The sequence below is a fragment of the Enterobacter sp. BWH64 genome (assembly GCF_001037645.1).
In the GTDB taxonomy this organism is placed as follows: Bacteria; Pseudomonadota; Gammaproteobacteria; order Enterobacterales; family Enterobacteriaceae; genus Enterobacter; species Enterobacter hormaechei_C.
This window is the reverse complement of sequence record NZ_KQ089922.1, coordinates 2,440,124-2,458,666: the sequence shown is the minus strand read 5'-3', so window position 1 is coordinate 2,458,666 and position 18,543 is coordinate 2,440,124. Positions and strand designations below refer to the sequence as shown.

General features: G+C 55.5%; 18 protein-coding genes. 3 read left to right on the top strand and 15 right to left on the bottom strand.

The annotated features are described in order from the left end of the window. Window positions 1-21: 21 nt before the first annotated feature. Entirely contained in the window at window positions 22-276 is a 255-nt protein-coding gene (cedA, locus tag SK50_RS11805; RefSeq protein WP_071524159.1) for a cell division activator CedA, read from the bottom strand. A 187-nt stretch (window positions 277-463) separates the two neighbouring features. Between cedA and katE the strand changes: the two genes are divergently transcribed. Continuing rightward, window positions 464-2,713 carry a catalase HPII gene (katE, locus tag SK50_RS11800; RefSeq protein WP_017693594.1) on the top strand — a complete coding sequence of 750 codons (2,250 nt, stop codon included), beginning with the start codon at window positions 464-466 and terminating at the stop codon, window positions 2,711-2,713. A gap of 89 nt (window positions 2,714-2,802) precedes the next feature. Here katE and chbG read toward each other — a convergent pair whose 3' ends face one another. The 7 genes from chbG to osmE form a co-directional block, all read right to left on the bottom strand. Continuing rightward, window positions 2,803-3,552 carry a chitin disaccharide deacetylase gene (chbG, locus tag SK50_RS11795; RefSeq protein ID WP_017693595.1) on the bottom strand — a complete coding sequence of 250 codons (750 nt, stop codon included), beginning with the start codon at window positions 3,550-3,552 and terminating at the stop codon, window positions 2,803-2,805. An 11-nt stretch (window positions 3,553-3,563) separates the two neighbouring features. Continuing rightward, window positions 3,564-4,919, bottom strand: a complete 1,356-nt coding sequence (locus SK50_RS11790) for a 6-phospho-beta-glucosidase (protein WP_017693596.1) — start codon at window positions 4,917-4,919, stop codon at window positions 3,564-3,566. 109 nt (window positions 4,920-5,028) lie between these two features. Then, entirely contained in the window at window positions 5,029-5,847 is an 819-nt protein-coding gene (chbR, locus tag SK50_RS11785; protein ID WP_017384663.1) for a transcriptional regulator ChbR, read from the bottom strand. Between the two features lie 29 nt (window positions 5,848-5,876). After that, window positions 5,877-6,224 carry a PTS N,N'-diacetylchitobiose transporter subunit IIA gene (gene chbA, locus SK50_RS11780; protein ID WP_003857835.1) on the bottom strand — a complete coding sequence of 116 codons (348 nt, stop codon included), beginning with the start codon at window positions 6,222-6,224 and terminating at the stop codon, window positions 5,877-5,879. A gap of 47 nt (window positions 6,225-6,271) precedes the next feature. After that, the gene (gene chbC / locus SK50_RS11775) at window positions 6,272-7,630 is read right to left on the bottom strand and encodes a PTS N,N'-diacetylchitobiose transporter subunit IIC (protein WP_017384664.1); all 1,359 of its coding nucleotides are present in this window, start codon (window positions 7,628-7,630) and stop codon (window positions 6,272-6,274) included. Between the two features lie 80 nt (window positions 7,631-7,710). After that, entirely contained in the window at window positions 7,711-8,028 is a 318-nt protein-coding gene (chbB, locus tag SK50_RS11770; RefSeq protein WP_015570750.1) for a PTS N,N'-diacetylchitobiose transporter subunit IIB, read from the bottom strand. 281 nt (window positions 8,029-8,309) lie between these two features. Beyond that, window positions 8,310-8,654 (bottom strand): osmotically-inducible lipoprotein OsmE, encoded by a 345-nt coding sequence (gene osmE / locus SK50_RS11765; protein WP_003857836.1) that lies wholly within the window; start codon window positions 8,652-8,654, stop codon window positions 8,310-8,312. A gap of 231 nt (window positions 8,655-8,885) precedes the next feature. Between osmE and nadE the strand changes: the two genes are divergently transcribed. Further along, complete coding sequence (gene nadE / locus SK50_RS11760; RefSeq protein ID WP_003857837.1) at window positions 8,886-9,713, top strand: ammonia-dependent NAD(+) synthetase; 828 nt, start codon at window positions 8,886-8,888, stop codon at window positions 9,711-9,713. Window positions 9,714-9,828: 115 nt separating this feature from the next. After that, on the top strand, window positions 9,829-10,707 hold the full coding sequence (cho, locus tag SK50_RS11755) for an excinuclease Cho (protein ID WP_074172736.1): 879 nt from the start codon (window positions 9,829-9,831) through the stop codon (window positions 10,705-10,707). Here the strand turns inward: cho and ves are convergent. The 7 genes from ves to SK50_RS11720 form a co-directional block, all read right to left on the bottom strand. Then, complete coding sequence (gene ves / locus SK50_RS11750; protein ID WP_017384666.1) at window positions 10,685-11,242, bottom strand: environmental stress-induced protein Ves; 558 nt, start codon at window positions 11,240-11,242, stop codon at window positions 10,685-10,687. The two genes, cho and ves, sit on opposite strands and share 23 nt — an antisense overlap. A gap of 167 nt (window positions 11,243-11,409) precedes the next feature. After that, on the bottom strand, window positions 11,410-11,904 hold the full coding sequence (gene spy / locus SK50_RS11745) for an ATP-independent periplasmic protein-refolding chaperone Spy (RefSeq protein ID WP_015570753.1): 495 nt from the start codon (window positions 11,902-11,904) through the stop codon (window positions 11,410-11,412). Window positions 11,905-12,241: 337 nt separating this feature from the next. Next, window positions 12,242-13,207, bottom strand: coding sequence for a succinylglutamate desuccinylase (gene astE / locus SK50_RS11740; protein WP_048229464.1), 966 nt, complete (start codon window positions 13,205-13,207; stop codon window positions 12,242-12,244). A 9-nt stretch (window positions 13,208-13,216) separates the two neighbouring features. After that, window positions 13,217-14,542 (bottom strand): N-succinylarginine dihydrolase, encoded by a 1,326-nt coding sequence (gene astB / locus SK50_RS11735; protein WP_045344212.1) that lies wholly within the window; start codon window positions 14,540-14,542, stop codon window positions 13,217-13,219. Beyond that, a complete protein-coding gene (gene astD / locus SK50_RS11730) occupies window positions 14,529-16,016 on the bottom strand; it encodes a succinylglutamate-semialdehyde dehydrogenase (protein ID WP_017384669.1) in 1,488 nt (495 codons plus the stop codon). Before astD ends, astB begins: the two co-directional genes overlap by 14 nt. Continuing rightward, entirely contained in the window at window positions 16,013-17,047 is a 1,035-nt protein-coding gene (astA, locus tag SK50_RS11725; RefSeq protein WP_015570755.1) for an arginine N-succinyltransferase, read from the bottom strand. Before astA ends, astD begins: the two co-directional genes overlap by 4 nt. Continuing rightward, window positions 17,044-18,264 (bottom strand): succinylornithine/acetylornithine transaminase, encoded by a 1,221-nt coding sequence (locus SK50_RS11720; protein WP_032104258.1) that lies wholly within the window; start codon window positions 18,262-18,264, stop codon window positions 17,044-17,046. The genes astA and SK50_RS11720 overlap by 4 nt, the downstream gene beginning before the upstream one ends. Window positions 18,265-18,543 lie beyond the last annotated feature (279 nt).

The following is an 18,543-nucleotide window of genomic DNA, read 5'->3' as shown; positions in this document are numbered from 1 at the left end:
CGGGCGGTTTTTTTATGGCTGTTATTCTTCAACCTCTTCATCCTGGCGGGTCTGCACAGCCCATCGCTGCGCCGATTCCGGCACCGTAAACGCAGGGGAGCGACGGAAGTGCTCGCCAATCAGCACGAAGGCAACGTATTTACCCCGTAACATCCAGACATCGCGAAAACCATCCACTTTCAGGGCATGGTCAGGCGGCGCGGGTTCAACGCGGGGCACATAGCTAATAACCTGGCGGTTTTGTTGACGAAGAGGTTTCATAAGCGACGGGTTCACTAAAGCAAATTCTTAAAGCAGGAAATTTCTATCATAGCCGATTCTCCCCCCACCCGTCGCGCCTGACGTGAGGCAGATGGCTCCTTTCGCTAATCACTTATCTGAAAACGCTTAGTTCGCCTGCTAATTCATCACATTGTTCTATCCTTAATAGGGTTTTCAGGAACGAACAAAGGAGAATCGTGCAATGTCGAACAATGATAAACCACATCAAGCCCCTATTCATGGCACCGAAGAATCTCAACCGGGAATGGACTCACTCGCCCCTGCGGATGGCTCTCATAAACCGTCGCCGGGCCTGTCCGCGCCGGGCGAGCAACCTACTGCACCGGGAAGCATGAAGTCACCCGATGCGGACAACGAGAAGTTAAAATCTCTCGACCCGCACCGCAAAGGGGGTGAAGGCTATGCGCTGACCACCAATCAGGGCGTGCGCATCGCCGATGACCAGAACTCCCTGCGCGCCGGAACGCGCGGCCCGACGCTGCTGGAAGATTTCATCCTGCGGGAAAAAATCACCCATTTCGACCATGAGCGTATTCCTGAGCGTATCGTTCACGCTCGCGGCTCCGCGGCGCACGGCTATTTCCAGCCGTACAAGAGCCTGAAGGCGATCACGAAGGCGGATTTCCTTTCCGACCCGAACAAAATCACACCGGTATTTGTGCGCTTCTCTACCGTACAGGGCGGCGCGGGTTCGGCCGATACGGTGCGTGATATCCGCGGCTTCGCCACCAAATTCTATACCGAAGAGGGCATTTTCGACCTCGTCGGGAATAACACCCCGGTTTTCTTCATTCAGGATGCGCATAAGTTCCCTGACTTTGTCCATGCGGTAAAACCAGAGCCACACTGGGCCATACCGCAGGGACAAAGTGCGCATGACACCTTCTGGGACTACGTCTCCCTGCAACCGGAAACCCTTCACAACGTGATGTGGGCGATGTCTGACCGGGGGATCCCACGCAGCTATCGCACCATGGAAGGGTTTGGTATTCATACCTTCCGTCTGATTAACGCTGAAGGTAAAGCGACGTTTGTGCGTTTCCACTGGAAACCGGTCGCGGGGAAAGCATCCCTGGTGTGGGATGAAGCACAGAAGCTGACCGGGCGCGATCCGGACTTCCACCGTCGCGAACTGTGGGAATCCATTGAAGCCGGTGATTTCCCGGAATACGAGCTGGGATTACAGCTGATCCCGGAAGAGGACGAGTTCAAATTCGACTTCGACCTGCTCGACCCGACCAAGCTTATTCCTGAAGAGCTGGTGCCGGTTCAGCTGGTGGGCAAAATGGTGCTTAACCGCAACCCGGATAACTTCTTCGCGGAGAATGAGCAGGCTGCGTTCCACCCGGGCCATATTGTGCCGGGGCTGGATTTCACCAACGATCCGCTGCTACAGGGCCGTCTGTTCTCTTACACCGATACGCAGATCAGCCGTCTCGGTGGACCGAACTTCCACGAAATTCCTATCAACCGTCCGACCTGCCCGTACCATAACTTCCAGCGTGACGGGATGCATCGCCAGGATATCGATACCAACCCGGCGAACTACGAGCCAAACTCCATTAACGATAACTGGCCGCGTGAAACCCCGCCGGGGCCAAAACGTGGCGGATTTGAGTCGTATCAGGAGCGCGTGGACGGAACAAAAATTCGCGAGCGCAGCCCGTCATTCGGCGAATATTACGCTCAGCCTCGCCTGTTCTGGAACAGCCAGACCCCAATTGAACAGCAGCACATTATCGGCGGTTTCAGCTTTGAGCTGAGCAAAGTGGTGCGTACCTACATTCGCGAGCGCGTGGTCGACCATCTGGCGCATATTGATATCCAGCTTGCTCAGGGCGTGGCGAATAATCTCGGCATCACGCTGACTGACGAGCAATGCCATGCCGCACCGCCAAAAGACGTGAACGGGCTGAAGAAGGATCCGTCCCTGAGCCTGTACGCGGTACCTGGCGGGTCAATTAAAGGCCGCGTAGTGGCTATCCTGCTGAATGATAAACCGCGCGCCAGCGACGTGCTGGGGATCATGAAGGCGCTCAAAACCCAGGGCGTACATGCCAAACTGCTTTACTCCCGCATGGGTGAAGTGACAGCCGACGATGGCTCTGTCCTGCCAATTGCCGCGACCTTCGCCGGGGCACCGTCGCTGACGGTTGACGCGGTGATTATGCCGTGCGGCGACGTTGAGAGCCTGCTCGGTAACGGTGATGCCGCCTATTATCTGCTGGAAGCCTATAAGCACCTGAAGCCAATCGCCCTGGCAGGCGATGCGCGGAAGTTTAAATCTCTGCTGAAGGTACCGGATCAAGGGGAAGAAGGCATTGTCGAAGGTGATAACATTGACGATGCGTTTATGACCCGGTTGTTTGACCTGCTTGCCGCCCACCGCGTGTGGTCGCGCAGCAGTAAGATTGACCAGATACCGGCGTAAAAAAAAGCCGGGTGGCGCTGCGCTTACCCGGCCTACATTTCGATTGCTTTTGTAGGCCCGGTAAGGCGAAGCCGCCACCGGGCTTTAACTCAAAGATCCCTGAACGTCCCCAGACGATACCCACGCTCGGCAATCGCGTACTTTAACGACGCCGACGTCAGCACATCCAGTTCCGCCAGACGCGGCCAGCAATAGGCGCTCTTACGTACAATGTTATCGACAAACGCCGGGTGCGCCATTACCTCAAGCGAGCGCTCCCCTTTCGCGGCGGACTCATCCAGCACCTTCAGGAACAGCGCTTCGTCGATCTCGTCGCCATAAAATGCGCTGCTGAACCCCTCCGTTGACGTCACCGCGACGTCCGGCAGCCCGCGCACCTCACGATCCACGCGCATCGCCACGCCTTTACGTTGCGCAAACTCTGCCACAAGCGGGAAAATCGCCGGGATCATATGCACATGATGATGGCTGTCAATATGGGTAGGCTCGCGGCCAAACACATCCACAAAGCGGTTAAACTGGCAATCCAGCTCGCGGGCAATCTCATCGAGCGGCAGAGCGTCCTGCTCCGCCATTTCCCAAATCCATTTCCCCAGCTGGCCGTCGCGCGTCAGGCCCGGCATTGGCGAAAGGGGCAACCCAAGCGTCAGCACAAAGTGCATGCCCACGCCCAGCTCGGGCAGCTCACGGCTTAACTGCGCCGCATGTTCCACCGCCTCACCGTTGATGAGCGCTGTTGTAGAGGTCACGACGCCCCGGCGACAGGCTTCAATAATGCCGTAGTTCTGCCCTTTTGACAGGCCAAAATCATCGGCATTGACGATCAGCAGGTTTTCCATCGCGCCTCCTCTTAACGGTGTGTGAGTTTCAGTTTCTCAACCGTTGCAGCAAAGTTTGGCAGCCATTTTTCATGCGCCAGGATCATCTCACTCGCGAGTTTTTCAGCGTCACGGTCAGAATGCACCAGCGGGCTGAGGTTCAGCGCCAGCAGCACGTCATTCAGTTCGCCGCTCAGGGCCGCATTGCTCGCCGCCACTTCAAAGCCTTTGATGGTGTGAATCAGGCCCATCACCTTATCATCGAAGTGGGTAATGCGGGGATGCGGTTTTGCACCCTCGCGCCCAAGAATGCAGGTCATCTCAACGGCCCAGTCTGCCGGGATATTGTCGATGTGCCCATGATGGGGAACGTTCACATAGTGCTCGGCCTGCTTGTCATTGTAAATGGCGTTAATCACTTCACACGCGGCATCCGAATAGTATGCCCCGCCGCGCTGCTCCAGCTCTTTCGGTTTGACGTTCAGGTTCGGATCTTTATACAAATCAAAAAGCTGCTTCTCTACTTTCTGTACAACCTGAGCGCGTGCGCCACCTTTGTAGTATTCGCCCATTTCAATGGCCAGCATCTCTTTCTGCTTGAAGTAGTAGAGCAGATACGAGCACGGCAGCAGATTCAGGGAGCGGATCAGCCCTTCGCTGAACGGCAAATCGAAAATGTTTTTCACCGAGGCCGCGGTCAGGCGACCAGAGGCGACGCCGTCGAGCAGTTCCGCAAAGCGCGATTGCCCGTTCACTATCACATCTTTGATAAAGACCATGTGATTCAGGCCGAACAGATCAATGGACAGATCATCGTTATCGGTCAGTTCCAGTACATCGCGGATGAACATCTTCATGCCAATCGGAATATTGCAGACGCCGATAAAGCGTTTGAAACCGGTGTGGCGATAGACTGCCTCGGTGACCATCCCGGCCGGGTTGGTAAAGTTGATCACCCAGGCGTTCGGGCAGATCTCCTCCACGTCTTTAATGATGTCAAAAATGACCGGAATAGTACGCAGGCCTTTAAACAGGCCACCTGCCCCGTTGGTTTCCTGGCCCAGATAACCGTGGCTCAGCGGAATGCGCTCGTCCAGCTCACGCGCCTTCAGCTGGCCGACGCGCAGCTGCGTGGTCACGAAGTCAGCATCTTTCAGTGCCAGGCGGCGATCCAGCGTTTTATGCACGGTTAAGGGCACGCCCGCTTTTTCAACCATGCGTTTGCACAGTTCAAAAATAATATTCAGCTTCTCCTGACCTTCTTCAACATCCACCAGCCATAATTCGCTGACCGGTAATTCATGATACCGTTTCAGGAAACCTTCAAGTAATTCCGGGGTATAGCTGCTGCCGCCACCAATGGTTACGACTTTTAATTTCTGTTGCATAATATCTCCCTTAGCGTATCAGGTTAATCGCCTGCAAGGTATAGCGTACTCTTCCCGCTATTTGGGCAAGCCATTACGTCACTGTTCCTGGCGGATAAACCGCCGAAAGTTAATTAATTACCGTTAAATTTTTGCGGTAACTGTTCGGTGTGAATGAAGTCAATTTTTTAAAGGTTTTAATAAACAGGCTGGGGCTGCTGTAACCCGATTCGTAAGCGATATCGGTGACAGAGTAGTTAGTAATTTCCAGCTGTTTTTTGGCAAAGTTAATGCGGATTTCATTAATGATTTGCACAGGCGTTTTACGGTAATAACGCTGCGTGGCGCGCGTCAAATATTCCTGAGATTTACCCGACAGCGCCACCATATTCTCCAGGGCGTTATCGCTGAACTGCCCTTTATCGTGCATCAGCTCCACGGTACTGCGCAGCCACTGAGGAATATCATCCACCACCTGCTGTTCTTCACGGTGATGGCGGAGGCGATTCATGACGTAGAACGTCACGGTTTCAATAAATTCATCAAATTCATTGTCGCGGAAATTCAGCGAGGCGATAACCGTTTCAATCCAGGTCATAAACTCATTTTTAACGCGATACACCTGTGACGCCACAAAGCAGAACGGAACCAGCGGCAGATAGTGCTTCTCGAAGAAACGCCTGCTCACCCCTACGTTCAGAATGCGTGTCGCACCAAACTCATAAAAGCTCTGGTGATAAGATCCCATTGGCAGGAAGACGAAATCGCCACGCTCAAGCAGGACGCGCTTACCGTTGATCTCCTGATAGTAGCGGCCGGTCAGAACAATCGTGAACTCGTAGTAGTCATGCTGGTGCAGACCGCTGGCGCTCTCCGTTTTGTTGTAAATCACCACGTGAAAATTTTTGCCATTAAACAGCTGTTGCTCATGTGCGGTTTTGATTTCCATCGTGCTGACCTCCTGCTACTTCAACTGACTTATTGCATCTTCTCGTGAAGCTCGATGAGCTCCGCGACCAGCTCGCGTGCCAGCATGGAGGTCATCAGATGATCCTGCGCATGTACCAGCACCAGACTCACTTTCATCTTCCCTTCGCCCTGGTCGCTTTCGATGAGCTTCGTCTGCACCAGATGCGCTTCGTTTAACGCTGTACGGGACTGCTCCATCATGGTTTTCGCGGCAACGAAGTCGCCCTGCTTAGCCTGCTTAAGCGCCGCATACGCCAGGCTGCGTGCCTGCCCGGAGTTGATGATGAGGCCCATCACCACCTCTTCCAGATCGTTCTCTGCGGTTTCTTCGGCAACGATACTCTCTAAATCTAACATCTTTAAGCTCCTTTCCGCTGGCGCGGGTTGCCCCGCGCCGTGCAATTTTAGAATTTCAGTGCGAGGGCGATATCCTCTTCGCTCTCTTCTTCATCGATAACCGTTGCGGCCTTGTTCGCAATCGCCACGAACGGCATGTAGAGCAGGGTTGCAATCCCGAGGTTGAATATCGCCAGCAGGAAGGCCGCCACGCTACCGTTGGTGTTGAAGAACGCGCCCAGACCAGCCGGCATCGTCCACGGCGCAATGTTGGTCACCGGCGGGATAATGCCCAGGTAGTACGCCGTCAGCGTAATCGCGGCCAGCAGCGGCTGAACCAGGATGAAGGGAATGAACATCACCGGGTTCATGATAATTGGCAGACCAAACAGGATCGGCTCGTTAATCTGGAAGATGCCTGACGGCAGGGCCAGCTTCGCAACCTGACGATGGTCGGCGCGGCGAGAGACAATAAAGACCGCGATGATCAGACCCAACGTCGCCCCGGTACCGCCCAGGAAGATATAGGAGTCAAGCATCGGCTTCGCCCACACATGGAAGGTTTTACCGGCCGCCAGCGCCGCATCGACGGAGCCGTACTGCTGGTAAAGCGCGACGTTTTCCAGTGCCCATGGGGTCATAATACCGCTGTCCAGCGCCGCCAGTGCCAGTGAACCATGCACGCCGAAGAACCACAGCAGGGAGGTAAAGATGACATACGCCCAACCGACCACGCTACCCATCGACGCCAGCGGCGTTGAGATAGAGTCCATAATGATCTGGTGGAAGTTAGTTCCCCAGTGAGAGAGCGCCCAGGCAATAATCCCCATGATGGAGAGAATAATGAAGCCCGGAATCAACGCGGAAAATGAACGAGAAACGGAGGCCGGAACGCTATCCGGCAAGCGGATAACCCAGTTACGGCGAATAATGAAGGTGAACATTTCGGCCACCACCAGCCCGATAATAATACCGGAAATGATGTTTGCCCCACCCAGCCAGTTGGCGCCAACGGCGTAAGCGTCACCCACGCTGTACGGTGTGACGGTCATGAACGCGGCAATGGACAGTAAGCCTGCCGCCAGCGGATCCACTTTACGCTCTTCCGCCAGCGCCATTCCGATAAAGAAAGGCGCCATTAGCGACATAATACCCAACGTACCGTTGTATACGTTGCCGCCAATGGCTTTTAAACCATTAAGGGTTTCAATAGTTGAAGCATCTAACCTAATTCCTAATGAATAAAAAAAGGAACCTTCTCCAAAGCTCAGAAAAACGTTGTTAATTAAAACGAACATTGCCCCGGCTAATGTCAACGGCATTAATTTAATAAAGCCGTTCTTAATGGCATTAACGTGAGGCTGCTTTCCTATTTTAACAGCAAAAGGAAGGAGTACCTTTTCAAGTGAAGCGATGACTTTACTCATAGGAAAATACCCTTAAATGCCGCAACGACCGTTACGGCGTATTGTGTGTGAAATAACTCTTTGACGGGAAAAATAAAAAATTAATTAGCAGCTTTTTTAATCGCCGCAACGGCAGCTTTTAATACACCTAAACCATCAATCTTGCCGTATAAAACGGAATCGATCACTTCGACCGGCTTATTGGGTAGCAGACGCTGAATTTCTGGCAGCATATAAGCGATTTGCGGCCCGAGTAAAATAACGTCTGCTGTCTGGCCCTTCTCGCCCGCCAGCGTTTCCGGAAACGCCTCAATCACCACAGGGACTTCATATTTTTCGGCCTGCGCGCGCATTTTGGAAACCAGCAGCGAAGTGGACATGCCCGCAGAGCAAAACAGATAGATATGTTTCTTTTCCATGATAACTTCCCTCTTGTTTGGCTACCCGCCGTCTCGCTATCACTCGACTCGCTATCCTGGCTGACGGGCAGTGTGCTGAACATTGTTTGTCGTTGAAGTGAGTATACGCAATGGTACAGGGAGGGGATAATTCTGGATAGACTGAAATTGTCTCTCATTGACCTGGCTTGTTGACTACCTTCACATTTCAGGCAAATAATTCGCGCCAAGAAATAAGATTCACGTATGCATAAAAAAACCGGCCTTCCGGCCGGTTTGTTAACGCTCTCAGGCAAGCAGGCTTACTGTGCCTTAGGTGCCTGTGGGTCGGTGTCGTATTCGGCACAGGTCTGGTAACCAGAATTGATCACGTGACCCGTATCATCCAGGGCGACAAAATAGGTCTCTGCCTTACCATCACGTTGACCCAGAATATAGGTCTGGCAGGTACCACGCGCGTGGATCATAGTGACTTCTGAAGAAGGTTTACCGGCAATGGCTGCAACCTGGGAACGCGTCATGCCTTTTTTGACGTCTTTTACCACTGGCTGTGTGAACTGATCTTTAGTGCGATCGTAAGCTGTACACCCTGCCAGCATAGTCAGTACCGCCGCTGCGCTTAAAATTCCTGCTACGTTCTTGTTCATATTCCGTCCTCTTGTTTATCAGCGTGTTAACTAAGCATGGGATAAAAATTACTATTGTTCAACTTTGCGAGTTACGCCAGACGAATTTCGGAAAATTCTAATAAAACAACGGTAAGCTGCTAAATCGCTGTAAAACAGTACACTCAAAACTGTGATCCTTGTCGTTTCCCCGACAAAGGGTTAGTTTTAACAGATCACACTTTCTGTTTGGTTCTGCATAGGGAGGGCGTAATGGCTCTGCAACAAGAAATTATTCAGGCGCTGGGCGCGAAACCTGCGATTGATGCCAATGAAGAGATCCGTCGTAGCGTTGATTTTTTGAAAGCTTACCTGTCTGCACACCCTTTCCTGAAGACGCTGGTGCTGGGCATCAGCGGCGGTCAGGATTCCACTCTGGCCGGTAAGCTGAGCCAGATGGCCATCTCCGAGCTGCGTGACGAGACCGGTGACACCGCGCTGCAATTTATTGCCGTACGTCTGCCGTATGGCGTGCAAGCCGACGAGCAGGACTGTCAGGATGCGATTGCGTTTATTCAGCCGGACCGTGTTCTTACCGTAAACATCAAAGGTTCGGTACTGGCCAGCGAGCAGGCCTTGCGTGAAGCCGGTATTGAACTGAGCGATTTTGTCCGCGGCAACGAGAAAGCCCGTGAGCGCATGAAAGCGCAGTACAGTATCGCAGGGATGACCAAAGGGGTCGTCGTCGGCACTGACCACGCCGCGGAAGCCATCACCGGCTTCTTCACCAAATACGGCGATGGCGGCACGGATATCAACCCCCTCTTCCGCCTGAACAAGCGTCAGGGTAAGCAACTGCTGGCGGCGTTGGGCTGCCCGGAGCACCTGTATAAGAAGGCGCCAACGGCGGACCTGGAGGACGATCGCCCTTCCCTGCCGGATGAAGCGGCGCTGGGCGTTACGTATGACAACATCGATGATTATCTGGAAGGCAAAACGCTCGACGAAGGTACCGCTAAAATTATCGAAGGCTGGTATCTGAAAACCGAGCATAAGCGCCGTCCGCCCATTACGGTGTTTGATGATTTCTGGAAAAAGTAAAAGCAAAACGGTAACTCCGCTTTGCAGGCCGGGTAAGGCGTAGCCGCCACCCGGCTCTTTTTTAACCACCAAACACCTGCTACACTGTATGCCTGAACAGTATATGGAGCAGTATGTGAGCAGGCGTCAATCCGCCCCGCGTCTTGAATTCGAAGCGGCGGCTATCTACGAATATCCCGAGCATCTTCACCCCTGGCTTGAGGCACTGCCTAAACAGCCTGGCGTCTATTTCTTCCACGGCGACAGCGACACCATGCCGCTCTATATCGGCAAAAGCGTGAATATCCGCAGCCGGGTGATGTCGCACCTGCGTACGCCGGATGAAGCATCGATGCTCAGGCAGTCCCGGCGGATCACCTGGATCGAGACGGCAGGCGAACTGGGCGCGCTTCTGCTCGAAGCCCGGCTCATCAAGGAACAGCAGCCGCTGTTTAACAAACGCCTGCGCCGCAACCGCCAGCTGTGTTCCTTGCAGATTAACGCAGGAAAACCGCAGGTCGTTTATGCCCGGGAAGTGGATTTTTCGCATGAACCCAATCTTTACGGTCTGTTTGCCAATAAACGTGCCGCACTGCAAACCCTGCAATCCCTGGCTGATGAATTACAGCTTTGTTACGGCCTGTTAGGACTGGAAGCTACCACCCGCGGTCGCGCCTGTTTCCGCTCCGCGCTGAAACGCTGCGCCGGGGCGTGCTGTGGAAAAGAGAGCGTTGAAGAACATCATGCCCGGTTTATGGCTGGCCTGGCCTCTATCAGCGTTAACTGCTGGCCGTGGGAAGGCGCGGTGGCGCTGAAAGAAACCCGCGATGGGATGACGCACTATCACATCATCCGCAACTGGCTCTGGCTTGGCGCCGTTGAAAATCTGGATGACGCTACCGCTCTGCTGCGCACCCCTGCCGGTTTCGATCAGGATGGTTACAAAATTCTCTGCAAGCCACTGTTAACCGGAAAATATGAGATCATCGTCCTCAATGACCCGGCAGCCAGGTAATTTCACTGAACAGCAGCGACCCCTTCGTTTCCAGTAAACGGAGGGTATGACTGCCCGCTTCCCAGCTGGCGCCCTGATCGGCGGTCAGTAATTTGTCGCCCAGTTGCCAGGCGCCGCTTAATACGAATGCCACCCCACCGCGTGATGCGAAGGTAGTGAACGTCCGGGTAGCAACGCGCACCTTTGCCTGGCAGCAATCCCGTCGGGTCATGATGTTGAAGTCCATCGACATCTGCCCCTCTGTGAGCACGGCTTTCACCGCCAGATCGCCCGCAAATCGGTAAGGCTGATGATGCTTCAGGGTATGACAAAACGCCCTGCCTGCATCCAGGGTCACCTCGCCGCCCTCCAGCAGCGTAATCACCCGGTCAACGCCCGGGAACGCGGAAAATTCGCCGTTACTGGCGATGGAGGCAATACTGGCCCGCCAGAAAAAATCCCGCGTCGCGGGAGGAAAACAGCAAATCTCACGCGTCTCACCCGCACCATTACGCCAGAGACTGACCGGCATTTTACGGATATCAAAGAATTCCATGACCACTCCTGAAGGACGCACCGTGCGCCAGGGCATTTTCACAGACGTATTATCGGCAGCAGTCAGGCCAGACCTTAGGCATGGGATAAAAGAAAAACCGCCGGTCCTGTCCACAGCGTTTTCGCTTTTGTAGACAGGAGCCCGGCGGTCTTAAGAGAGTGAACCGATTATTCGGTTGGTGCAGGCATTTTACCTTCCGGCGCTGCACGTTCTGTCAGACGCTTCTCAAAATTGGCATTAAATTGCTTTTTCTGTTCCGGCGTCAGAATGTTGTAAATCTTGTTCTGGGTTTCCATGTGGGCCAGCATGCGCGCTTTATGCTGCTCGGCCATTTTGTCGATCTGCGCTTCCGCTTTTGCTTTATCGAAGCTGTCGCTGGCAATGATGTCATGCATTGCGCGGCGCTCTTCCAGCGGAGGACGTTTCATCTGGTCACGCTGGCTTTTCATGATGTCGCGGATCTGCTGCTTCTGCGCATCGGTGAGGTTCAGATCTTTAAACATCATCATCTCATGGTGCATACCCGGCTTGCCTTTATGATGCATCATCATTTTGCCTTCCGTCGGCGCGGCGGTAGTGGTCGCGGTATCGGCGGCGAACGCCATGCTGGTAGCGCCCAGAGCCAGGGTAGAGGCAACAAACAGTGCAGTTAATTTACGCATAATGTCTTTCCTTACTTTCAGTTATTCTTCGGCGCTATGCCGTGTTGACGAGATTAACTTTACGGGGTTTATCGTCAATTAGTCAGAGCAACGGTAAAACAATGAAAGTGTAAAAAACAACTTTTCGCCAATTTTGGAGAAATTAAGGAAAAAGCGTGGAGAGATGAAACAAAAATATTCAACAGGATGATTTTAAAGAGATTATGGAGAAGTATAGCGAAGTGCCGTTTAATAATAAAGCAATTCTCCAGGAATATTCCGCAAACAATACCAGAGCGCTTTTAACGCTAAGAAATTTATTCTTCATTTCCCCTCCGGTCTGCGCGAGGGGAGACGATCAGGGCATTTTTTCCAGCATCAAGCCAGCTCGCAAACCAAACGCGACCGACGGATTAGGAAATAAAACATATTCCGTGGATTTCTGTACCACATAGCGCGTCTCACCATCTTCCGCCAGCAGGACGTCCTGGCGAAACGGCGTAAAGTTCAGCGTATGGGGCGCCATATGTAGCTGGAAAGCCTCGCTTTGACGCGTGATCTGCTGCACGACCCGATAGCGCACAACGAGTTCCCGGGAGGGTTCCGGCGCAACCCCGGCAAGCAACGCCCGAAGCGCCTGATGCGTAGGGGCAAAACGCGTCAGGTCGTTTTGCCCGAACGGCAGCGCTTTTCCCAGCTCAAGGGTGCAGGATAACGCGCCAACATTCTCGCAGGTGAAGTGGGTAAACGTGCCGCCTGGCGTCTGGTGGAAAACCAGCGCCTCCAGCCCGGCGTCGCCAAGCCAGGACAGAAACGCCTCATCCCACGGCTGATGACGCTGCGGTAACACGCCAAAACGCACGTGGTACGAGGCGCGAATGGCCGTATGCAGATCGAGGTGCCAGCGCGTTTCCCCCGCCCCGGCAAAAAACGCCGTGACCACCTTCTCCAGCCATTGCGCGCGTGTCGTCTCATCACTCTGTGGAAACTGCGCCCAGCGACCACCAAACATGCGGTTGATGTCGCTCACGAGATACCGTTTATTTTGCGCCAGCGCAGGCGGATTTCCCAGCACCACCAGCAGACGGCAGTGCAGCGTGATCTCTGCGCGAAACAGCGCGCGCAGCAAAAGATCGACAATCTCCACGGGCGCGGTTTCGTTTCCGTGAATGCCGGTCGAAAGCAGCAGCGACAGGTCATATTCCCCCGTCGGCGTCAGTTCAAGCACGCCCGGCCCCAGCCATCGCCAGTGCAACGAGGGGGCTTCCCCCTCTTGCCGCTCCGGTGTCTCTTCGGCCAGCGTCAGCGCCAGTAAGTTTTCCATATCATCTCCTTAGCGCTGGAACGGATAAACCGATCCCAGTTGCAGGATGGTCGATAATGCATCCAGCGCCTCGCGGCCTTCGCGCAGCAGCTGCGGATCAACCAGATCGGCCTGAACCAGACGGTCGCGATAATAGCGGTCCACCCAGTCATTGAGGGTATTGAACAGCGTGTCGTTCATCATCACCGCCGGATTCATGGCCTGCATCTCCTCCGGCGTTAACACCACGCGCAGTCGCAGGCACGCCGGTCCCCCGCCGTTGGCCATACTTTCCCGCAGATCAAACACGCGCAGTTCATCAATCGGGTTATCCGCCTGCACCAGTTCGCTCAGATAGCGCCAGACGCCCTGATGGTTGCGGGACTCCTGCGGCAGCACCAGCATCATGCTGCCATCATCCCGGCTCAGCAGCTGGCTGTTGAACAGATACGTTTCGACCGCATCCTGCACGCTTACCGCCTGCGTGGGCACCTGAATCGGCATAAATCCCGGCACGCGTTCGCGCAGCGTGGCCAGCAACTTTTCCTGATGGGCAAACGCCTGCTCGTGGCAGAACAGCACCTGACGGTTGGAAACGGCAATGACGTCGTTATGAAACACGCCCTGGTCGATCACCTGCGGATTTTGCTGGGCAAAAATCACCTGAGAAGGATTAACCTGGTTCAGCCGCGCAACCGCCTGGCTTGCGGCTAAAGTTTGTCTCGCCGGATAACGAACCGGCGCGGCGTGGCCGCCCTCTTCCCGTCCATAGATAAACAGCTGCAAACCCGGCTCGCCATAGTCGCCGCCCAGACGGTTGTGGTTTGCCGCCCCTTCATCGCCAAACATCGCGACCTGCGGCAGCGCCGAATGCACCTCGAAATGCGCTTCATGATTAAAAATGGCGCGCAGCACGCGCCCGGTGGTCTCCGCTTCGCTGGCGCGGTGGAATTTGTTGTTCAGGTTAGCAACGGTCAGATGCACTTTGCCGTCCAGCGTATCCGCCGACGGCGCAACGGTGGCGGCATTCGCCACCCACATCGAGGAGGCTGAACTGGCCGCCGAAAGCAGGTGTGGCGTCTGCGTGCCTGCTTTTTCCACCACCTGTTCATCCGTACCGCTGAACCCCAGCTGGCGCAGCACGTCCACGTTTGGTCGCTCCTGAGGCGGGATCACCGCCTGCGGGAAACCGGCATCGGACAGCGCCTTCATTTTCAATAGCCCCTGCTTCGCCGCCAGCTTAGGGTTCGAGACCTGGAAACGGTGCTTCGTCGAGGCTTCATTGCCGAACGATAGCCCGGCATAGTGGTGCGTCAGCCCCACGAGGCCGTCAAAGTTAACCTCACGCGCTTTCATGGGCGTCACCCTCTGTAAAATCCAGCCCCGGATTCAGCGTCTCCGGCAGCGTCAGCGCCGGGGTTTCCAGGCTTGCCATCGGCCACGCGCAGTAATCGGCGGCATACCAGGCGCTGGCGCGATGGTTGCCCGACGCCCCTACGCCACCAAACGGCGCGGTGCTCGCCGCACCGGTCAGCGGTTTGTTCCAGTTCACGATCCCGGCGCGCGCTTCAAGCAGCAGTTGTTCGAATTTCTCGCGATGCGGCGATATCAGGCCGCTCGACAGGCCGTAGCGGGTGTTGTTGGCCATCTCGATCGCCGACTCAAAATCGTCATAGCGCCAGACGCACAGCAGCGGGCCAAAGACCTCTTCATCCGGCACGTTGCTCGTCGCACTCATCTCAATAATCCCCGGCGTCAGCAGCGACGTGCCCGGCTGAACCAGCTTCGGCTCCAGCAGGGTTTTCGCCCCGCGCGCCACGTGCTCCTGCCACGCTTTCAGCACGTTCAGCGCCGCCTGCGCGGAGATCAGCCCGCCGATAAACGGCTGCGGCTCGGCATCCCATTTCGCGGGAACCAGACGCGCGCTCACCTCCACCAGACGCTTCAGGAACGCATCCCCCTGCGCGCCGCGTTTAACCAGCAGGCGGCGGGCGCAGGTACAGCGCTGTCCGGCGGTAATAAACGCCGACTGAATGGTCAGATGGACCGCGGCATCGATATCATCCGGATCTTCCACAATCAGCGGGTTGTTGCCGCCCATCTCCAGCGCCAGAATTTTTTCCGGCTGCCCCGCCAGCTGACGATGCAGCTGATAGCCCGTTCCGGCACTGCCGGTGAACAGCAGACCGTCAATGTCGCTCAGCGCACTCAGCGCCTGACCTGTTTCACGCCCGCCCTGCACCAGATTCACCACCCCCGGCGGCAGCCCCGCCTGCTCCCAGAGTTTTATGACTGCTTCTCCGGTTAAGGGGGTTAACTCACTCGGCTTGAAGATGACGGTATTCCCCGCCAGCAGCGCAGGCACAATGTGCCCGTTCGGCAGATGTCCGGGGAAGTTATACGGGCCAAACACCGCCAGCACCCCGTGCGGACGGTGGCGCAGTGTGGCGGCGCCGTCTGGCATCTCGGTATGCTGCTCGCCGGTGCGGGTATGGTACGCCTTCACCGATATCGCGATTTTGTTGATCATTGCCGTGACTTCGGTTGTTGCCTCCCAGCGCGGCTTACTGGTTTCGCAGGCAATGATGCGGGTCAGCTCGGCTTTATTGGCCTCCAGCAGCGCAGCAAATTTCTCAACCAGCGCCTGGCGCTCGGAGAATGGCCGTTTCGCCCATGCCGGAAACGCGCGGCGTGCAGCCTGGCAGGCCTGCTCAACCTGCCCGGCGCTGGCGTCGTTCCCCGACCAGAGCACCTCCTGGCCGACCGGGTTAGTTTTTGTCCGCGCGTCACCTTCGCCCGTTACCCAGTCACCGTTAATCCATAGAGTCATGCTGTTTTCTCCTCAGGGCAGAGCCGCACCAGGCGAACCGTGTCGCCAGCGTTACATTTCAGGGCATCCAGTTGCGCAGCCGTCAGTACCAGACGCTCGCATGTTGGGTTGGTTCGCACCAGCATGGCGCGGAAGTTGGTGTAATTCTCGTTCGAGACCAGGCAGGCTGGCCACTCGCCCGGCGCGGGCTGGCCTTCTGAAACCTCAACCAGGCGGCTTTTACGGATGGCGCGAACGCGGTCAATGTCGCATTCCAGCGTCGGGCCGCCGTCGAAGATGTCGACGTAGTTACGGTAGCGAAATCCCTCTTTCTCCAGCACTGCGCGGGCCGGAGCGGTTTGCGGGTGAACTTCGCCGATCACCGCCTGCGCTTCAGGCGTTAAGAAATGGGTATAAATAGGATGCTTCGGCATCAGCTCGGCGATAAACGCCTTCTGACCGGTACCGCACAGGTAATCCGCCCGGCTAAATTCCATGGAGAAGAAGCGTTCGCCCAGACTCTCCCAGAACGGCGAGTAGCCCGTCTCATCAATCACGCCGCGCATCTCCGCGACCACTTTTTCGTTGAAGCGGTCGCGAAAGGCGGCCATAAACATAAAGCGCGATTTGGAGAGCAGATAACCGTTGCCCTCTTTGCGCCAGTCCGGATCGAGAAACAGGGTGCAGAGTTCGCTGGCGCCGGTATGGTCATTACAGAGGAAGAGCGTCGGCAGCGCGTTGTAAACGTTCAGCTCTTTCGAGGCGTGGACCATCGTGCCGACGCGGTAGTTGTACCACGGATCGTTAAGCCCGACGGCCACCTCGATGGCGCAAATCCCCGCCACGGTTCCCGTGTCGGTATCTTCCAGCACGAACACATAGCCCTGTTCGCTTTTTGGCAACGTCCCCTGCCAGGTTTGCAGGGCGCGCTCAATGCGCGCCGACAGCGTTTTTTCATCGGCAGGCAGCGAGGTTAGCCCGCCCCCTGTCTTACCGGCAAGCTGCATAAGCCCGGCGAGATCGCCGTGCGCAACGGGACGGATGACCATCATGATGACACCCCGGACTTCACCTGTTCGCAGGCCAGCGCAAAACGATCTAACCCGGTTCTGACCTCTTCCTCGCTGACGATCAGCGCAGGGGCAAACCGCACCACGTTAGCACCGGCAATCAGCACCATAACGCCCTGCTTTGCCGCTTCCTGTGAAATCAGCTTCGCTTTGCCGGCAAACTCAGGGGCAAGCTCACAGCCTATTAACAGCCCCAGACCGCGGATCTCTTTGAACAAGCCGGTCTGGTTATTGATGGCAGTAAGGCGCTCAACAAACCACTGGTGACGCTGCTTCACGCCGTTCAGCACCTCAGGGGTATTGATGATATCCAGCACCTGTCCGGCGACAGCGGTTGCCAGCGGGTTGCCGCCGTATGTGGTGCCATGAGTGCCCACGGTCATCACGCTGGCGAATTTATCGGTGGTCAGCATCGCCCCCACCGGGAAACCGCCGCCGAGCGCTTTGGCTGTTGAGAGCACATCCGGGGTCACGCCATAGTGCATGTAGGCGTACAGCTCACCCGTGCGGCCCACGCCGGTCTGGACTTCGTCAAAAATCAGGACCGCGTTATGCCGATCGCACAGCTCGCGCAGCCCTTGCAGGAACGCTTTCTGGGCGGGCATGACGCCGCCTTCCCCCTGCATGGGCTCGACAATCACCGCACAGGTGGTGTCGTCAATCAGCTCGCTGGCAGAGTGTAAATCGTTATACGCCGCATGCCGGATATCCGGCGGCAGCGGCGCAAAATCCTGAGAATATGAGGGCTGACCACCCGCGCTGACGGTAAACAGCGTGCGGCCATGGAAGGCATTTTTAAATGCTACGATGCCGCTCTTGTGCGCGCCGAATTTATCGTGCGCATATTTTCGCGCCAGCTTCAGCGCCGCTTCGTTCGCTTCCGCGCCGGAATTACAGAAAAAGACTTTTTCTGCGAAAGTGGCGTCGATCAGCTTCTTCGCCAGACGCAATGCCGGTTCGTTGGTATAACCGTTGCCGGTATGCCAGAATTTCGCCGCCTGGTCATTCAGCGCCTGCCGCAGCGCCGGGTTTGCATGCCCCAGCGCATTCACCGCAATCCCACCCGCAAAGTCGATATACTCTTTGCCCTGCTGATCCCACAGGCGAGAGCCTTCCCCACGTACCGGAATAAAAGCCGCCGGAGCGTATACCGGCATCATCCATTCATCGAAATTTTCACGCGTAACTGACAGAGACATAGCGACCTCATCCGGTAAATAAAAGGTTGTTTAAATGTTAAATAATTGAGTGTTTGCACTGTGAATGTAGATTGCAGCCTTCGTGCCAGCCAGCGATAAAAATGCATAAACGGGTTGGGGTAACACAATATCAATGGGTTACAATATGGAGTTATTCACTGTTAATGCATAAATAGTGAATATTTTTACGACAAGCGGCGCTTTGCCGCATGAAAACAAGAAAGAGTATGCAGAGACCAAATATAATTCTGGAATTGTGATCGCTCACGAAATTTATCG

Excerpts from the sequence above, each read along its gene's own strand:
- katE (WP_017693594.1), top strand. The coding sequence starts at position 464 with ATGTCGAACAATGATAAACCACATCAAGCCCCTATTCATGGCACCGAA.
- chbG (WP_017693595.1), bottom strand. The coding sequence starts at position 3,552 with ATGGAAAACCTGCTGATCGTCAATGCCGATGATTTTGGCCTGTCAAAA.
- SK50_RS11790 (WP_017693596.1), bottom strand. The coding sequence starts at position 4,919 with ATGCAACAGAAATTAAAAGTCGTAACCATTGGTGGCGGCAGCAGCTAT.
- chbR (WP_017384663.1), bottom strand. The coding sequence starts at position 5,847 with ATGGAAATCAAAACCGCACATGAGCAACAGCTGTTTAATGGCAAAAAT.
- chbA (WP_003857835.1), bottom strand. The coding sequence starts at position 6,224 with ATGTTAGATTTAGAGAGTATCGTTGCCGAAGAAACCGCAGAGAACGAT.
- chbC (WP_017384664.1), bottom strand. The coding sequence starts at position 7,630 with ATGAGTAAAGTCATCGCTTCACTTGAAAAGGTACTCCTTCCTTTTGCT.
- chbB (WP_015570750.1), bottom strand. The coding sequence starts at position 8,028 with ATGGAAAAGAAACATATCTATCTGTTTTGCTCTGCGGGCATGTCCACT.
- osmE (WP_003857836.1), bottom strand. The coding sequence starts at position 8,654 with ATGAACAAGAACGTAGCAGGAATTTTAAGCGCAGCGGCGGTACTGACT.
- nadE (WP_003857837.1), top strand. The coding sequence starts at position 8,886 with ATGGCTCTGCAACAAGAAATTATTCAGGCGCTGGGCGCGAAACCTGCG.
- ves (WP_017384666.1), bottom strand. The coding sequence starts at position 11,242 with ATGGAATTCTTTGATATCCGTAAAATGCCGGTCAGTCTCTGGCGTAAT.
- spy (WP_015570753.1), bottom strand. The coding sequence starts at position 11,904 with ATGCGTAAATTAACTGCACTGTTTGTTGCCTCTACCCTGGCTCTGGGC.
- astE (WP_048229464.1), bottom strand. The coding sequence starts at position 13,207 with ATGGAAAACTTACTGGCGCTGACGCTGGCCGAAGAGACACCGGAGCGG.
- astB (WP_045344212.1), bottom strand. The coding sequence starts at position 14,542 with ATGAAAGCGCGTGAGGTTAACTTTGACGGCCTCGTGGGGCTGACGCAC.
- astD (WP_017384669.1), bottom strand. The coding sequence starts at position 16,016 with ATGACTCTATGGATTAACGGTGACTGGGTAACGGGCGAAGGTGACGCG.
- astA (WP_015570755.1), bottom strand. The coding sequence starts at position 17,047 with ATGATGGTCATCCGTCCCGTTGCGCACGGCGATCTCGCCGGGCTTATG.
- SK50_RS11720 (WP_032104258.1), bottom strand. The coding sequence starts at position 18,264 with ATGTCTCTGTCAGTTACGCGTGAAAATTTCGATGAATGGATGATGCCG.